The organism is Faecalibacterium sp. An58, from assembly GCF_002161515.1.
Lineage (GTDB): Bacteria > Bacillota > Clostridia > Oscillospirales > Ruminococcaceae > Faecalibacterium > Faecalibacterium avium.
Genome location: NZ_NFHX01000017.1, coordinates 30931 through 46869, shown reverse-complemented (window position 1 = coordinate 46869; position 15939 = coordinate 30931). Strand labels below are relative to the sequence as shown.

General features: G+C 61.2%; 15 protein-coding genes and 1 rRNA gene. 3 read left to right on the top strand and 13 right to left on the bottom strand.

Features of this window, described 5'->3' with window-relative positions:
- A 16S ribosomal RNA gene (locus tag B5G12_RS10255) occupies positions 1–82 on the bottom strand; the annotation flags it as partial.
- Positions 83–728: 646 nt separating this feature from the next.
- Between B5G12_RS10255 and nrdD the strand changes: the two genes are divergently transcribed.
- Entirely contained in the window at positions 729–2900 is a 2172-nt protein-coding gene (nrdD, locus tag B5G12_RS10250; protein ID WP_087324854.1) for an anaerobic ribonucleoside-triphosphate reductase, read from the top strand.
- A 110-nt stretch (positions 2901–3010) separates the two neighbouring features.
- Here the strand turns inward: nrdD and B5G12_RS10245 are convergent, their stop codons facing one another.
- Positions 3011–3232 (bottom strand): hypothetical protein, encoded by a 222-nt coding sequence (locus tag B5G12_RS10245; RefSeq protein ID WP_087233662.1) that lies wholly within the window; start codon positions 3230–3232, stop codon positions 3011–3013.
- Positions 3233–3786: 554 nt separating this feature from the next.
- On the opposite strand from B5G12_RS10245, the gene nrdG reads away from it, so the two are divergent.
- Positions 3787–4341 (top strand): anaerobic ribonucleoside-triphosphate reductase activating protein, encoded by a 555-nt coding sequence (gene nrdG / locus B5G12_RS10240; RefSeq protein ID WP_087324853.1) that lies wholly within the window; start codon positions 3787–3789, stop codon positions 4339–4341.
- Positions 4342–4423: 82 nt separating this feature from the next.
- Here the strand turns inward: nrdG and B5G12_RS10235 are convergent, their stop codons facing one another.
- Both B5G12_RS10235 and cysK read right to left on the bottom strand, forming a co-directional pair.
- Entirely contained in the window at positions 4424–5560 is a 1137-nt protein-coding gene (locus B5G12_RS10235; RefSeq protein ID WP_087324852.1) for a GGDEF domain-containing protein, read from the bottom strand.
- A gap of 6 nt (positions 5561–5566) precedes the next feature.
- Positions 5567–6499 (bottom strand): cysteine synthase A, encoded by a 933-nt coding sequence (gene cysK / locus B5G12_RS10230; RefSeq protein WP_087233671.1) that lies wholly within the window; start codon positions 6497–6499, stop codon positions 5567–5569.
- A gap of 293 nt (positions 6500–6792) precedes the next feature.
- Here cysK and B5G12_RS10225 point away from each other — a divergent pair, with 293 nt between their 5' ends.
- Positions 6793–7221 (top strand): RrF2 family transcriptional regulator, encoded by a 429-nt coding sequence (locus tag B5G12_RS10225; protein WP_087233674.1) that lies wholly within the window; start codon positions 6793–6795, stop codon positions 7219–7221.
- A 291-nt stretch (positions 7222–7512) separates the two neighbouring features.
- On the opposite strand, the gene B5G12_RS10220 is transcribed toward B5G12_RS10225, so the two are convergent.
- The 9 genes from B5G12_RS10220 to B5G12_RS10180 form a co-directional block, all read right to left on the bottom strand.
- Complete coding sequence (locus B5G12_RS10220) at positions 7513–8157, bottom strand: hypothetical protein (RefSeq protein WP_087324851.1); 645 nt, start codon at positions 8155–8157, stop codon at positions 7513–7515.
- A gap of 254 nt (positions 8158–8411) precedes the next feature.
- Positions 8412–8948, bottom strand: a complete 537-nt coding sequence (locus B5G12_RS10215; protein ID WP_087324850.1) for a DUF5662 family protein — start codon at positions 8946–8948, stop codon at positions 8412–8414.
- Between the two features lie 34 nt (positions 8949–8982).
- On the bottom strand, positions 8983–10863 hold the full coding sequence (locus B5G12_RS10210) for a glycosyltransferase family 2 protein (RefSeq protein ID WP_204245674.1): 1881 nt from the start codon (positions 10861–10863) through the stop codon (positions 8983–8985).
- 3 nt (positions 10864–10866) lie between these two features.
- Entirely contained in the window at positions 10867–11625 is a 759-nt protein-coding gene (locus B5G12_RS10205; protein WP_087232831.1) for an ABC transporter ATP-binding protein, read from the bottom strand.
- Positions 11626–11641: 16 nt separating this feature from the next.
- Positions 11642–12451: an ABC transporter permease gene (locus B5G12_RS10200; RefSeq protein WP_242956008.1), complete on the bottom strand. Its 810-nt coding sequence runs from the start codon at positions 12449–12451 to the stop codon at positions 11642–11644.
- Between the two features lie 5 nt (positions 12452–12456).
- Positions 12457–13023 (bottom strand): dTDP-4-dehydrorhamnose 3,5-epimerase, encoded by a 567-nt coding sequence (gene rfbC / locus B5G12_RS10195; protein WP_087232835.1) that lies wholly within the window; start codon positions 13021–13023, stop codon positions 12457–12459.
- A gap of 29 nt (positions 13024–13052) precedes the next feature.
- Entirely contained in the window at positions 13053–14366 is a 1314-nt protein-coding gene (locus tag B5G12_RS10190; protein WP_087324849.1) for a D-alanyl-D-alanine carboxypeptidase family protein, read from the bottom strand.
- A gap of 100 nt (positions 14367–14466) precedes the next feature.
- Positions 14467–15069 carry a dipicolinate synthase subunit B gene (locus tag B5G12_RS10185; protein WP_087324848.1) on the bottom strand — a complete coding sequence of 201 codons (603 nt, stop codon included), beginning with the start codon at positions 15067–15069 and terminating at the stop codon, positions 14467–14469.
- The gene (locus B5G12_RS10180) at positions 15066–15848 is read right to left on the bottom strand and encodes an NAD(P)-dependent oxidoreductase (protein ID WP_087324847.1); all 783 of its coding nucleotides are present in this window, start codon (positions 15846–15848) and stop codon (positions 15066–15068) included. The genes B5G12_RS10185 and B5G12_RS10180 overlap by 4 nt, the downstream gene beginning before the upstream one ends.
- Between the last annotated feature and the right edge of the window lie 91 nt (positions 15849–15939).

Here is a 15939-nt window from a genome sequence, read left to right as displayed (position 1 = left end):
GCTCCTCTCAACTCCGTTCGACTTGCATGTGTTAGGCGCGCCGCCAGCGTTCGTCCTGAGCCAGGATCAAACTCTTTATAAAATGATATTTATCACTTTAAAAAGTGTTAAATCTTGTTTCTCAGCACGCAATCGCTTGCGTCCTGTGAATTACTTTTTTGGAATTTTAAGTGTTTCCAACACTTTAAAAGGTTCCGTTACAAGTATTCGATATTGTTCAATTTTCAAGGTCCTGCGTCGCTCTGTCTCTCGACCGGCGACCTGTTCATTTTACCACATCCGCTTTTGCTTGTCAAGCTCTTTTTTGAAGCTTTTCGCAAGCTCTTTTGCGTTTTGTGGGCGCCCCGTGGAGCGCTCATGTATAGTACTACTCTTTCCTCCTTTTGTCAACCCCTTTTTTCAACTTTTTGGGATCTTTTCCGCTTCTCTCCCTGGCCCCTGATTCCCTCTGAAATTCCGGCTCCATTTTTGGGCAACATTCCGAAAAACACTAAATGTTGTGGTCAGAGACTTGACTTGGCCCTAAATAATGGTATGATAGACATTGTAGAGCAGGCGGCCGCTGGCCGCCTGTTCCATCGCACAGACGCGCAGGGCCTATTTCCTATTAATAAAGAGAGGCTGTTCCGGACGGTCCCCGGGCAGAGGGCAGGCCTGCCATAACCATAGATGCAGCTGCGGCGCGGCCGGCGCCCTGTGCAGTCTGCACCAGAGAGAAGGAGGACCTCATGAAGATCATCAAGCGGAACGGCACCGAAGTGCCCTTTGATATCACCAAGATCATTGTGGCTGTCTCCAAGGCGAATCAGTCGGTGGACGAAAAGCTCCGCCTGAGCCGCGAGCAGATCACCCAGATTGCCGCAGCGGTCACCGACAAGTGCCAGTGTCTCAACCGCGCTGTCAGCGTGGAAGAGGTACAGGATATGGTGGAGAACCAGCTGATGGACATCCAGGCCCACGACGTGGCCCGCCACTATATCACCTATCGCTATGTACAGAACCTCAAGCGCCAGACCAACACCACCGACGAGCGCATCCTCAGCCTGATCGAGTGCAACAACGAGGAGGTCAAGCAGGAAAACTCCAACAAGAACCCCACCGTCAACAGCGTGCAGCGGGACTATATGGCCGGCGAGATCTCCAAAGACCTGACCGCGCGGCTGCTGCTGCCCCCCGACATCGTCAAGGCGCACCAGGAGGGCCTGATCCACTTCCACGATGCCGACTACTTTGCCCAGCATATGCACAACTGCGACCTGGTCAACCTGGAGGATATGCTCCAGAACGGCACCGTCATCTCGGGCACCTTTATCGAGAAGCCCCACAGCTTCTCCACCGCCTGCAACATCGCCACCCAGATCATCGCCCAGGTGGCCTCCAACCAGTACGGCGGCCAGAGCATCAGCCTGACCCACCTGGCTCCCTTCGTGGATGTCTCCCGCAAGAAGATCGCAGCCGAGGTGGAAAGCGAGATGGAGGGCCTGCCCGTCACCGAGGAGCGGAAAAAGCAGATCGTGGAAAAGCGGCTGCGGGCTGAGATCAACCGCGGCGTCCAGACCATCCAGTACCAGGTGGTCACCCTGATGACCACCAACGGCCAGGCTCCCTTCATCACCGTCTTTATGTATCTGGGCGAGGCGCGCAGCCCCCAGGAGAAAGCCGATCTGGCCATCATCATCGAGGAGACCATCCGCCAGCGCTACCAGGGCGTCAAGAACGAGGCCGGCGTGTGGATCACCCCCGCTTTCCCCAAGCTGATCTATGTGCTGGAGGAGGACAACATCCGCCCCGGCTCTCCCTATTATTATCTGACCGAGCTGGCTGCCAAGTGCACCGCCAAGCGGATGGTCCCCGACTATATCTCCGAGAAGAAGATGCTGGAGCTGAAGGTGGATAAGAACGGCGAAGGCCACTGCTACACCTGCATGGGCTGCCGCAGCTTCCTGACTCCCTATGTGGATCCCGAGACCAACAAGCCCAAGTATTACGGCCGGTTCAACCAGGGCGTGGTGACCATCAACCTGGTGGACGTAGCCCTGAGCTCGGGGGGCAGCTTCGAGCAGTTCTGGAAGATCTTTGACGAGCGACTGGACCTGTGCCACCGGGCCCTGCAGGCCCGTCACAAGCGGCTGCTGGGCACCCTCAGCGACGCCGCTCCCATCCTGTGGCAGTACGGCGCCCTGGCCCGCCTGAAGAAGGGCGAGAAGATCGACAAGCTGCTGTTCGGCGGCTACTCCACCATCAGCCTGGGTTATGCAGGTCTGTATGAGTGCGTCAAGTATATGACCGGCAAGAGCCACACCGACGCCGAAGCCAAGCCCTTTGCGCTCAGCGTCATGCAGCACATGAACGACTGCTGCAAGGCATGGAAGCAGGCCGAGAACATCGACTACTCCCTCTACGGCACCCCGCTGGAGTCCACCACCTACAAGTTTGCCACCTGCCTGCAGAAGCGGTTCGGCATCATCCCCGGCATCACCGACAAGAACTATATCACCAACAGCTACCATGTCCATGTGTCGGAGCAGATCGACGCCTTCACCAAGCTCAAGTTTGAGAGCGAGTTCCAGGAGCTGTCGCCGGGCGGCGCCATCAGCTATGTGGAAGTGCCCAATATGCAGGATAACCTGGAGGCCGTCATGAGCGTGCTCCAGTTCATCTACGACAACATCATGTACGCGGAACTGAACACCAAATCCGACTACTGCCAGTGCTGCGGCTACGACGGCGAGATCCGGATCGTGGAGGACGACGGCAAGCTGGTGTGGGAGTGCCCCAAGTGCGGCAACCGCGACCAGAGCAAGCTGAACGTGGCCCGCCGCACCTGCGGTTATATCGGGACACAGTTCTGGAACCAGGGCCGTACCCAGGAGATCCGGGACCGGGTGCTCCACCTGTAAGTGCCAAAAACCCCCGCCGGATCGCTCCGGCGGGGGTTTCTTTGTGTCATCCTATGTCTGCCCGGGGACCCTCAGGTCCCGGGGCGCCGTATCGGTTTCCGGCAGGGCGCTCAGACAGCGCAGGCGCGCACGCAGGCACGCAGGGCCCGGGCGTTCTCCGAGACTACCTCCACAGGGCGGGTGTAGTCCAGCCGCAGCAGCCCCAAGAGGCTCTTGGCATCGGCGATCTGGCCGTTGGCGTCATGGATACCCACGTCGCTGTCCAGCGCGCTGGCCACATAGGCGATCTTATTGATCTGGTCAATGTTTCTTACTCTGACTCTCTCGATCATAAAAGCATCCATCCTTTCTGTCGGTTTTGGTCGGCTTCGGTCAGTTCTGGCTGTCCAGGCAGAAGCCCCAGCGGTCAACGCAGGCGTCTTCCATCCGGCTCTGCATGGCGGCCTTGGTGCTGATCGAAGCAAGGATCAGTTCGATATATTTCATAGTGGTCTCTCCTTTTGGTCTGAGCAATGGCTCCCATTGCTCGTGCATTGCCCGGGCCAAAGCTCCGGTGCGCAGCCCTCGCTTTGAAACCAAACGGGCCACTTATTTCCGGCGGCGACCGCCGGCCTTTCCAGGACGCCCTCTATCTGCGTCCTTGCCTGTATTATATTCATCCTGCACAACGAAATCAATAACTTTTTGTGAACAATCACGGATTTCGGCGTCACATACAAGTTTTACCAGTCCCAGGCAATATTTTTCGTTCCATCTACACGGAAAAGTGTTCGCGCATCGTACACACTCTTATTTGCAGAACGATCTGTAATTCTGTAACAAACAAAAGGCCCTCCCAGGCAGGGCCATTTCTGCCGCAATTACCCTGCGGCAAGGAGGAATTTCCATGAACTACGCCAACATCAAATACTGCGACATCGCAAACGGTCCCGGCGTGCGCACCAGTTTGTTCGTCTCGGGCTGCACCCACCGGTGCCCCGGCTGCTTCAACGAGGTGGCCTGGGATTTCGGCTACGGCCAGCCCTTCACCAAAGAAGTGCGCAACCAAATCTTTGCCTCCTGCCAGCCCGACTATATCGCAGGGCTGTCCCTTCTGGGGGGCGAGCCCATGGAGCCGGCCAACCAAAAGGAACTGCTCCCCTTTGTGCGCAATTTCAAATCCCTCTACCCTGGCAAGACGGTGTGGTGCTATTCCGGCTACACCCTGGAACAGCTGCTGGGGCAGCAGCCCAGCCGCTGCCGCTGCGCCGAGACCGACAGCCTGCTGGCCCTGCTGGACGTACTGGTGGACGGTCCCTTTGTCCAGGCGCAGTACAATATCTCCCTGCGCTTCCGGGGCAGCGCCAACCAGCGCCTGCTGGATATGCCCAGGACCCTGGCAGCGGGCCGCCCTGTCCTGTGGGAGGATAAACCGGTCTTTTCCACCCACACCATGGACTGACGGATTGACCCAAAAAGACAGCCCGGCCAAAAGGCCGGGCTGTCTCATACAGGCCCAAATATGCGGCGGGAACGTCCGGGACTCACTCCCGGAGGTCTCCGCCCTGTTTTTTCAGCTTGTTCCGATACATCAGCTGATCCACCTGCTGCAGGATCTTCTCGGCGCCGCGGTGGGGCGGGCGGCAGTGCAGGACCCCGATGCTGACCTGATTGAAGGGGCAGGGCGCCCCCTCGTCCCATCTGGAACAGGCCTTGATCTCCTGGAGGATGGCCGCAGGGATCACCCCGGGCCACACCGCCACAAACTCATCTCCGCCGAACCGGTAGACCCTGCCCCGGGGCGCCAGTATCTCCGCGCTGATCCGGGCAAAGTGCTGGAGGTAAGCGTCCCCCACCATATGGCCGTACTGGTCGTTGATCTGCTTGAAGCGGTCCAGGTCCATAAACACCACCGAGAACAGCTTCTGCTCTCCCAGCATGGCGTCCAGGTCCTGCCACAGACAGGCGCGGTTCCCCAGACGGGTGAGCGGGTCTTCCAGGGCGGCTTTTTCCAGCTGGACCATCCGGTCGGTATCCAGCAGCGCCCGGTACAGGATGAAGTAGGACACATAGATGACGGTCAGCAGAAGCAGCACCGCCAGCAGATGCACCACCTTCCCTTCGGTATCCAGGAAGGACAGATGCATGGTGTACAGCAGCAGGAGCCACAGGCAGTTCTCCGCAACGATGAAGCGGTTCCAGTGGGCGGGGGCGCCTTCCATGTGCTGCAGCACATAGTTGTACTTGGGGAGCGCCAGCCGGTAGAAGGCCGTCAGGCTGGCCAGGAACAGCAGGCTTTCCACCGCCACAACGGCCCAGGGGCCGTTCAGGTCCAGCAGGGCGGTCAGCTGGATGGTCAGTGTCAGCACCCCCAAGGTGTAGATCCAGCAGGTGCACATAACGATGGCCAAACCGGTCCAGGTGCCCTTATAAAGGTATTTGTAGGGCAGCAGGTAGAGAAAACTCAGCGGCGTCATCTGCCCGTTGCCCGTTGGAAAGCCCATCGCCTGCATCCCCATCCACGCCGCAAGGAAAACCGCCGTAAAGGCGGCCAGCACCCCGGCGGTGTACCGCAGGCTGTACCGGCGGCGGGCGCACAGCTCAAAGGTGAGCAGGTTGAAAAACAGGACCTCCAGCATGGGCATGGCAAGCGCCAGCCATTGCTCCAGCAAACTTGCCATAATCCCTCACTCCGAGAACATCTTGGTGGACAGATACCGGTCGCCGGTGTCGGGCAGAAGGGTGACGATGGTCTTTCCCTTGTTCTCGGGGCGGCGGGCCAGCTGGATGGCGGCCCACAGGGCGGCGCCCGACGAGATGCCTGCCAGCACCCCTTCCTCACGGCCCAGACGGCGGCCGGTGGTGTAGGCTGCCTCGTCGGTGACCGGAAGGATCTCGTCGTAGACCGCGGTATCCAGCACCTTGGGCACAAAGCCTGCCCCCAGTCCCTGCAGGCCGTGGGGGCCCGGCGCACCCCCGCTGAGCACCGCCGAACCGGCAGGCTCTACCCCCACCACACGGATGGCGGGATTCTTTTCCTTTAAATAGCGGCCCACGCCGGTGATGGTGCCGCCGGTACCGACGCCCGCCACAAAGAGGTCTACCTGGCCGTCGGTGTCCTCCCAGATCTCAGGGCCGGTGGAGCTCTGGTGGGCGGCCGGGTTGGCGGGGTTATCGAACTGGCCGGGGATGAAGGAGCCGGGGATCTCGGCGGCCAGCTGTTCGGCCCGGGCAATGGCTCCGCTCATCCCTTTGCTGCCCTCGGTCAGCACCAGTTCGGCGCCGTATGCCTTCATCAGCAGCCGGCGCTCTACGCTCATGGTCTCGGGCATGACAATGATGACCCGGTAGCCCCGGGCTGCCGCCACGCTGGCCAGACCGATGCCGGTATTGCCCGAGGTCGGCTCGATGATCACCGCGCCGGGGCCCAGCAGGCCGCGCGCCTCAGCGTCATCCAGCATGGCCTTGGCCACCCGGTCTTTGACCGAGCCGCCCGGATTGAAGGCTTCCAGCTTGGCAAGGATCCGGGCCTCCAGCAATTCGTTCTGCTCGATGTGGGTCAGCTCCAGCAGGGGCGTATGCCCGATCAGCTGGTCGGCGGATGTATAAATATGGCTCATGGGTATACCTCCTGTGCGGGCCGGGGGCGGCCCTTTGCCAGGGTGTATCTGCCCCCTACGGTTCGGTCTGCCAAAAATACCATCTGCCGCGCCGCTGCGGCAGGTCGGGACGAATCTTGCGGCATCGTTGGCTTTTCCGATACACCCCTATTGACCACTGGTTTTAAGGGAATTATAACTTTGGGCACTATTTTTGTCAACACTCCGACCGTATACGGTTGAAAATCCATTTACCTTGTCGTATAATAGGTAAAAAGCCTGTGCCCCGCGCAGGCTGGACAGGAGCGGATGATATGATCGTTTCCACCAAGGGCCGGTATGCCCTGCGGGTCATGATCGACCTGGCCGAACACCAATCCGAGAAATACACCCCTCTGAAAGAGATCGCCGCCCGCCAGCAGATTTCGGAAAAGTACCTGGAAAACATCCTCAAGACCCTGGTGCAGAACGGTTTGCTGCAGGGGCTGCGCGGCAAAGGCGGCGGATACCGCCTGACCCGCGACCCCAGCCAATACCGGATATCGGACATTTTGCTGTTGACCGAAGGCAACCTGGCCCCGGTGGCCTGTCTGGAGCCGGGCGCCGACTGCGGCCGGCTGTCCGAGTGCCGCACCTACGAAATGTGGCGCGGCCTGGACGAGGTGATCCGGGCCTATCTGGACAAGATCACCCTGGCCGACCTGGCGCGCCCCGCCCAGGCCGGGGACGACTATGTGATCTGACCCCACCCCCGCATCCCGCAAAGGATGGCGGGGGCTTTTTGCGCCGTCCGCCCACAAAACAATGCGGGGGCCGGCCGTACGGCCGGCCCCCGCAGAGGGACCCTATCTTTCGTGACGCAAAAGTTCTTTTGTTTTGGTGCGATCAACAACAGAAGGAATATTGGTTCTATTCCTCTTTGCCGCCACATCGGATGGGTGTTTTACCCGAGCGCGCAGGTGGTCTCTGGCACCCGCACGCCCCTTATATCATCTCCCGGTATGGTGCCCCGGGGGTGTTATAAGTAAAGTTTCTCAGTTGTACTTGACATCAGTCTTTGTCAAAGTAACAGCAACACCAACAATAACACTGTCTTTTGCACGATCAGGTTCATTCCCAGCAAGGCAATCAGCCTTAGCCACACTTACCGTATAATCCCAAGTAGCATTATCAACAATTTCGTCATCATTGACCATGCTTACTGCCCAGTCATCCAGCTTATCAGCAATCTGCTCAGTAATATACTCATCGGTCATGGCACGGCTAACATGATACATAATCCAGTAAGTTTTTTCTCCATAGCTAGCAGGAGCAAAACTAAAAGTATCCATATTATCCTTATAAGTAGCGCCGAGCATAATATTCTCTACGGCAGTAACCTGATTCCAACCATTGGGAATTGCAGAAAGGTTCTGGGACACTGCATTAGAAGCAATAGTATAGTTATTAGCAACAAATGCCACAGCTTTATCCAACGTAGTGCTAGAACTAGCGCTCAGTTTGGCCTGAGTCACATCACTTGTATCTCCCAGAACGGTTACAGTATAGCTAGCGCTCGGAGTGACTTCTTCCCCGTTGCCATTCTCGCCGCCGTTGCCGGTGCCCTCACCGCAAGCGGTGAGCATGCTGACGGCCATGATGCCGACCAGCGCCAGAGAAGCAATCTTCTTGAGTTTCATAATGAATTTTTCCTCCTTATGGTGTATAAAAGATAGAGACCCAAAACAGGTTCAAAGGAAGGTCCTTTCCTTTGTGTGCCTATCATAACATACCCCCCCCGGTGTCAAGACCCAATTTTCAATTTTTCCATTTTTTCTTTATTTTCTTTAGTTCATGTGATCTAACTTTAGAGGCAGGAGGAGTTTGAGGCAAACGAAAAGCGCACGCGAAAGCGTGCGCTTTTTGCTTTCCGCCGGCTCTTGGGAAGGGCGGCTCAATATTCCTGATGCAGGCCAAGCAGGGCTTTGATGTAGGCGAAGGTGCGGTCCTGGCCTTTGTCGCGCACCATGCGCAGCAGCTTTTCCAGCATGGCCCGGGAGGCCGGGTGCATCAGGTAATGGCTTTTGCTGCGCTCATAATACTCCCACGGGGAGGCGTCGGTATACTTGTCCCCCAGGTACACCTGGCTGGCGGCGATGCGGTCGCAGACCATCTCGCAGATGTACCGCAGGGGGATCTTCATGCCGGCCAGGCCCCCCTTGCCGGTGCCGTAATCGATCCAGTATTCCAGGTGATGCTTGTTGCGGCCCTTGTGGTGCAACCAAGCCGCCGTGTATCCCTTGGCCTGGCGCTCGGCCTCGTTGGGGCTGTGGTCCCCCTGGTAGTAGATGCAGCCCGGGATGAACTCGGTGGGACTGTACTTGCTCAGGTCATGGGCCAGCCCCTGCCGGTACAGGCCGCAGGCAAAGCAATACTTCATGACCAGCAGCTTGTGATGGGTGATGGTGTCAAAATGCCCCCGGATGTTCATCGCGTTCCACTCCTTTTCCTATTTTTGCAAGGTCCTACCGCCGGAAGCGCACCTTCAGCTGCCCCGATTGCAGCTTTTTCAGGTCGGCGCTCTCCGAAAAGTCCTCCCGGTCCTGGGTCAGGCTGGGGTTATAATAGGGGTCGTCCAGGATATTTTCCCTGCCGTGACGGTCGTACAGCCGCTGCTGCTCGGCCGCAAAGCGCCGGGCCTTGGCCGGGTCGGCGTCGTCCGCCCCCCGGCTCTTGCTCTCGTGGTGGTACAGCCAGGCGTAAGGGGTCCACAGGATCCGGAACCCCGCGTCCCGGGCCCGCAGACAGAAGTCCACGTCGTTGAAGGCCACCGCGAACCGCTCATCCAGGCCTCCCACCGCATCCCACACACTGGCCTTGACCAGCATACAGGCCCCGGTGACGGCGGACAGATCCTGCACCGTGGCAGCCCGGAACATATACCCGCTGCCGCCCCGCTGCTTGTACTTATGGCTGTGCCCCGCATAGCCGCCCAGACCGGTGATCACGCCGGCGTGCTGGATGGTGTCGTCGGGATAATAGAGCATGGCGCCGCAGATATCCCCGCCCCCGGGCCGGGCGCACTGGCGCAGCAGCTCGGTCATCCAGTCCCCGTCGGTCACTTCCACGTCGTTGTTCAGCAGCAGCAGATAGCTGCCTGCGGCGTAGCGGCGGCCAAAGTTGTTGATGGCCGAGAAGTTGAACCCCTTGCCCGGATACTGGACCACCCGCAGCCCATCGTAGCGGCGCTGGGCCTGCTTGTAATACGCAAAGGTCTCGGGCTGCTGGGAGTTGTTTTCTATGACGATCACCTCGTAGTTTTCCCACAAGGTGCGGGCGTACAGGCTGTGCAGGCACTGTTCCAGATCGTCGGTGTGATCCTTGTTGGGGATCAGGACGCTGACCTTGGGCTGGCCCTGGATCTGCCATCTGACCCGGTAGGTGCTGGGGAACAGCCCGTCCTCCACCTGGCCCTGCTGGCCGGTGCGGGCGAGATGGGCCTCGATGGCCCGCTTGGCCGCCGCCGTCACATAGGGTTTGGCCGCAGCGCCCCCGGAGGTGGAACCGCTGTGTACCCGCCAGTAATACAGCACCTGGGGCAGATGGGCCGCGCCCCCCACCGCCTCTGCCAGGCGGAAGAACAGGTCGTGGTCCTGGCTGCCGTCGTACTCGCCGCGCTCCCCGCCGACTCCCACATACAGTTCCCGGCGGAACACCGCCAAATGGCAGATGTAGTTGCAGCACAGCAGGTAATCGGGGGCAAAGTCGGGCTTGAAATGGGCCGTCAGCGGCCGGCGGATGTCCTTTTCAAACAGCGCTTCGTCGCTGTACAAAAAGCCGTCGGGCTTACCCTCCGCCCGCAGGTCCAGGATGGCCTGTCCCATGGCGTACATGGCATGGGGGGCCAGCACGTCGTCGTGGTCGGCCAGGGCCAGGTATTCCCCGTCCGCCAGCAGGGCGGCGGCGTTGGTGTTGGCCGCGATGCCCTTGTTCTCCACCTTGCGGCAGCGGATGCGGGGGCAGCGGGCCTGGTACTCCGCCACGATACGGCCCACCTCGGGGTGGTCGGCGTCGGACGCATCCGCCAGGCACAGCTGGCCATTGGGGGCCGTCTGGCCCACAAAGGAATCCAAAAAGGCCCGCAGGTAGGCCGGCGGGGTGTTGTACAGCGGGGTCAGGATGCTGATGGTGGGCAGGCCGCAGTTCTCCCGCGTTTTGCCCTCGTACTCCGCCCGCTGGGCCTCCAGCACCTTTTTGGCGGGCAGGTAACGGGCCTTCCTGCCAAAAAAGCGCCGGCGCACAAAGCCGGCCCCCCGGCGCAGCATGGCGGGCAGGCCCTCCTGCCTTGCCACCTGCACCGCGTATTGGCCCAGCTGTGCCATCCGTTTGCGCTGCTGTTGGTCCATGCCTTATACCTCCCCCCGCTGGGTGGCCTTGTAGGCGTCGCAGACCGTTTGGGTGTCCCCGTTCATCTTCAGGCGCCCATGGCTCAGCCAGGCCACCTTGGTGCACATCCGCTCGATCTGCTCGATGGAATGGGATACCAGAATGACGGTGGTGCCCCCGGCCATCAGCTCCTGCATCCGCTTTTCGCATTTCTGCTGGAACAGGAAATCCCCCACCGCCAGCACCTCATCGGCAATGAGGATCTGGGGCTTGGTGATGGTGGCGATGGCAAAGCCGATACGGGCCACCATGCCCGAGGAATAATTCTTGAGGGGCACGTCCAGGAAGTTTTGCAGCTCGCTGAACTCCACGATCTCGTCAAACTTTTCATCCAGGTACTTGGGCGAAAAACCCAGCACCGTGCCGTTGAGGTAGATATTCTCCCGGGCGGTCAGGTCCATGTCGAAGCCGGCCCCCAGCTCGATGAGGGGGGCGATGGTGCCGCGCACCACCACCTGGCCCCGGGTGGGCTTATATACCCCTGCAATGGTCTTGAGCAGGGTGGATTTGCCCGAGCCGTTCAGCCCCACCAGGCCGTAGAAGTCCCCCGGCATGATGTTGAGGCTGACGTCCCGGAGGGCGTAAAACTCGTCGTAATGCAGCCGCCCCTGGACCATGGCCAGAAAGTATTCTTTCAGGCTCTCGTGCTTTTCGCTGGCCAGGTTGAAGCACATCGAGACGTTCTGGATCTCGATGATGGGCTGGGTATTGGGTGTGTCCATCCGTGCTCCTCCTCTCTCAAATATGCAGCACAAAGCGGTCCTGGGTGCGGCGGAACACCACAAGGCCCACCGCCATCGACACCACTGCGCACAGGCCGCACACCTCCACCATCCGCAGGTCCAGCGGCACGCCCCACATGACGGTGCGGCGGAAGCCGGTGATATACCAATAGATGGGGTTGAGGGCGATCACCTGCTGCATATTGAACCCGCCGATGGAAAAGGTCATCTGGGCAGGGTCATAGAAGATGGCCGAAAAGTACAGCAGCGCCGTGATAAAAACGCTCCAGATGTGCTGGATGTCCCGGAAGAACACGGTGCACGCCGCCAGGAACAAGGACACTCCCAGGCTGAAGAAGAACAGGGTCACCAGCGGGTACAGCGCCTGGAACACGGTCAGGTGGAAGGGGCTGCCGGTGAACACCATCACCAGCAGCAGCGCCACAAAGCTGAACACACAGTTGACCATGGCAAAACAGCACTTCTCCAGCGGGAAGATATACTTGGGGATATACACCTTTTTCAGCAGAGGGGCGGCGCTGATGATGCTGCCCATGCTGGTGGAGGTGGATTCGTTGAAAAAGTTGAACAGCAGCTGGCCGCACATCAAAAAGACGGGGAAATTGTCGATGCCGCTGCCGCGCATATCCATCAGGCTGCTGAACACCGCCCAGTAGACCAGACACATCAGCAGCGGGTTGAGCACGCTCCACACCACGCCCAGCACGCTGCGGCGGTATTTCAGCTTGAAATCCCGGCTGACCAGGTTATACAGAAGATAGCGGTAGCGCCAAAGGGCGTTCCACATTGCGCTCAGTTTTGCCACGGCGATCACCACTCTGCAAAGAAATCAAAGGTCTGCTGGGCAAAGGGCTGGTGCCGCTTGTCCTTATCGCTGGTCTTATGGGGGCAGCCGCAGTCGGGCCACACCACGCCCACGGTGGGGTCATCGTAGGGGATGCCGCCCTCGGCGGTGGGGTCGTAGACGTCGGTGCACTTATAGCAGAACTCGGCCACATCGCTGAGCACCAAAAAGCCGTGGGCAAAGCCCTCGGGGATATAGAACATCTTCTTGTTCTCCGCCGACAGGGTCACCCCCACCCACTTGCCAAAGGTGGCGCTGTGGGGGCGGCAGTCCACCGCCACGTCGTACACCTCGCCCAGAGTCACACGCACCAGCTTGCCCTGGGTGTGCTGCTTCTGGAAGTGCAGCCCGCGCAGCACGCCCCGGGAAGAGCGGCTCTGATTGTCCTGCACGAACTCCCGGTCGATGCCCGCCGCAGCGAAATCGCCCTTCTTGTAGGTCTCCATAAAGTAGCCGCGGTCATCCCCGAACACTTCCGGCTGGATGACCACCACCCCGGGGATCTCGGTCTCGGTAAAAGTAAACTTGCCCATAATCGTTCTTCCTCTCTATCCAATGTTTTCTATTCCACAGGCTTTGCCCGGTCTGTGCGTATCGATTTGCGGCCCCACAAAAAGACCGCCGCGCCCATTGCCAGCATCCCGGCTGCCGCCGTCCCCAGCACCAGGGCCAGATGCCCCGCCGGGGCCACGTCCTCCGCCGCCGGATGCGCCGCGCCGCGGCTGCCCGCCAGCAGCGCGTCCAGCCCTTCCGGCTGCAAAGGCACCCGCACGCTGGCCGTCTCCTGGTAGGCGTTGCCCTGCACGGTGTACACCGCCCAGGCCTCCAGCTCCTCTCCCAGGATGTACTCCTCCGGCAGGTCCACCGAAAGGGTCACGTTCCCGGCGTCAAGGCCCGCCGCCAGAGGCAGGCGGATGCCGGGGGCATTCAGGGTCAGCTGGCCCAGCGGGCCGCCCCCGCCCCGGACGCTGATCTGGACGGCATTCTGTGCAGGGTCAATAGCAGTATACCCGGTCCAGGTAGAAAACGCATATTCCAGCAGTGTGCGCACATCGGCATAGCGGTCGGCACGGCTGTCGCTGCGCATGACCACGCAGATCAGGCGCAGGCCGTTCTTCTCGGCCAGACAGATGTAGGTCTGCCGGGCGATGTCGGTGTATCCGATCTTGGAGCCCAGGATGGTGGGTTCGTAGAACATACTGGAGCCCACCCGCATGGAATCCTGCTGGGAGAAATAGCGAGTGACCGGCTGGTGGTTGGTGGGCTGCATGATATACATTTCGTTGTTGGTGAACAGCTGCTCAAAGCCGGGCTGATCCAGCGCCCACCGCAGGATCCGGGCCATATCGTAGCAGCTGGTGTAGTGTTCCTCGTCGCTGATGCCATGCGGATTGGAAAAGTGGGTGTGCTGCAGCCCCAGCTGAGCAGCCTTGGCGTTCATGGCGTCCACCCCGTCCTGGATGGTCCCCTCGCCGATGTATTCCGCCAGCACGTTGGCCGCGTCGTTGGCGCTGGCCATCATGGTGGCGTACAGCAGGTCCTCCAGAGGCACCTGCTCCCCTTCCAGCAGGGCGATGTGGCTGGAGTCGGTGCCGGCCAGGGAGTATACGTCCTCATGGGTGACCGGGTAGCTGCCGCTCCAGTCCCCCTGGGCCTTTTCGCACGCCAGACCCAGGGTCATCACCTTGGTGATGGAGGCGGGGTGCAGCTCCTCATCCATATTCTGCTGGGCCAGCACCAGGCCGCTGGCCGCGTCCATGATGCAGTAGGCCCGGGTGGCGGTCAGCTGGGGCCCTGCCGCCCGGGCAGGCAGCGCCAGCACCACCAGGGCCAGCGCCGCTGCAAAGGCCCCGAAGGCCTTGGCGATTCCTCTCATGTGTTCCTCTTCCCGGCGGGAGGCCCGCCGTTTTTCTGTCCATTTCCCCGTATGGGGTGCATCCGGGCGTTCCCAGATATTTTTTAGTATAGCACACTTTTCAGTGAGGGGAAAGAGGTCTTTGCAGCAGCACCGGCTGGATCTGCCGTCCGTCCAGGGCCTGGGACAGCGTCTCGGAGACAAGCTCCAGGTCCGCCTTCAGGCTGTGGGGCTTGTTCTGTGGGTCGTCCTGGCCGTAGGGCACAAAATAATAGCCCTTGCGCTGCATCAGCCGGGCCATATTCTCCCCCGAGCCGGACAGGCCGTCGTTGGTGGACACCGCCACCACCACCGGACAGCCCACCCGCAGCAGGCTTTTGGCTGCCAGGGTCACCGGCGTGTCGGACAGGCCGGCCGCCAGCCGGGCCAGGGTGGCCCCGGTGCAGGGCGCGATCACCAGGGCGTCCGCCAGCTTTTGGGGTCCCAGAGGCTCCACCGCCGTCAGGGTGTCCAGCACCTCATGGCCGGCCGCTGCCGCCAGCCGGGCCTTCCAGCCGGCGGCGCTGCCAAACCGTGTGTCGGTGCCCGCCGCCGCAAAGCTCATGACGGGCAGCACCCGCCAGCCCTCCGCCGCCAGCCGCGCAGCCTGCGGCACAGCCGCACCCAGGGTGCAAAAGCTGCCGCACACCGCAAAGGCCACCGTTTTTTGTCGTTCAGCGTTCATTCTGCCACCTCCCGTTCCCGCAGGATCTCCAGCACGGTCTGGGCCACATACTCCCCGGCGCTGTCGGGGGCGCACCGGGCGGGCAGGCCGGGGGCGGTCATGGCCCGGCGGCCCAAAGCAGCAGCCGTTCTCAGATCCACCCCGCCGGGGGCGCTGGCCAGGTCCACCGTCAGGCTGTCCGGGGGCAAAGCCTCCAGCACCTGCCGTCCCACCACCGGGGCGGGCACCGTGTTCACCAAAATATCAAAGCCGGCGGCGGCCTGGCGCAGTCCGCTCAGCGGGACGGCCCCGGCCCCCTGGCTCTGGGCCAGGGCCCGCTGGCTTGCACGCCGGGCGGCCACCGTCACGCGGGCACCCAGAGCGGTCAGCCGCGGGGCCAGCGCCTGCCCCACCGGGCCGTACCCCGTCACCCCCACCCGGGCGCCCCACAGGGTGCGGGGGCGTTTTTCCAGCAGGATGCCGATGCACCCTTCCGCCGTAGGGATGGCGTTGCGGATCACCAGTTCGGGCCGGGCATAGTAGTCCACCAGCTCCACTCCGGCATCCGCGGCGATGCGGGCCGCCCGTTCCGAGGGCCTGCCCGCCAGCGCCACCGCCCCAGGGCGGGCAGCCCGCAGCAGCCCCGCCATCTGGTCATCCAGAGGCATGGGCAGCAGGATGTAGCCGGCCCGGGCGATCTGCCCGATGCCTCCTACCTGGCAGCCTGCCCGGGCCAGCGCCCGGGCAGCGGCGGCCTGCCTGCCGTCCTCCCCGATCACCGCAAACAGTCTGTCTGTCATGGTCTATCCCCCCTGTGCCCCAGCCTATGCCGGGCCTCTCCGGGTGGTGACAAAAACGTCCCGCCCGGACGACATGTGCGTACGGGCGGGA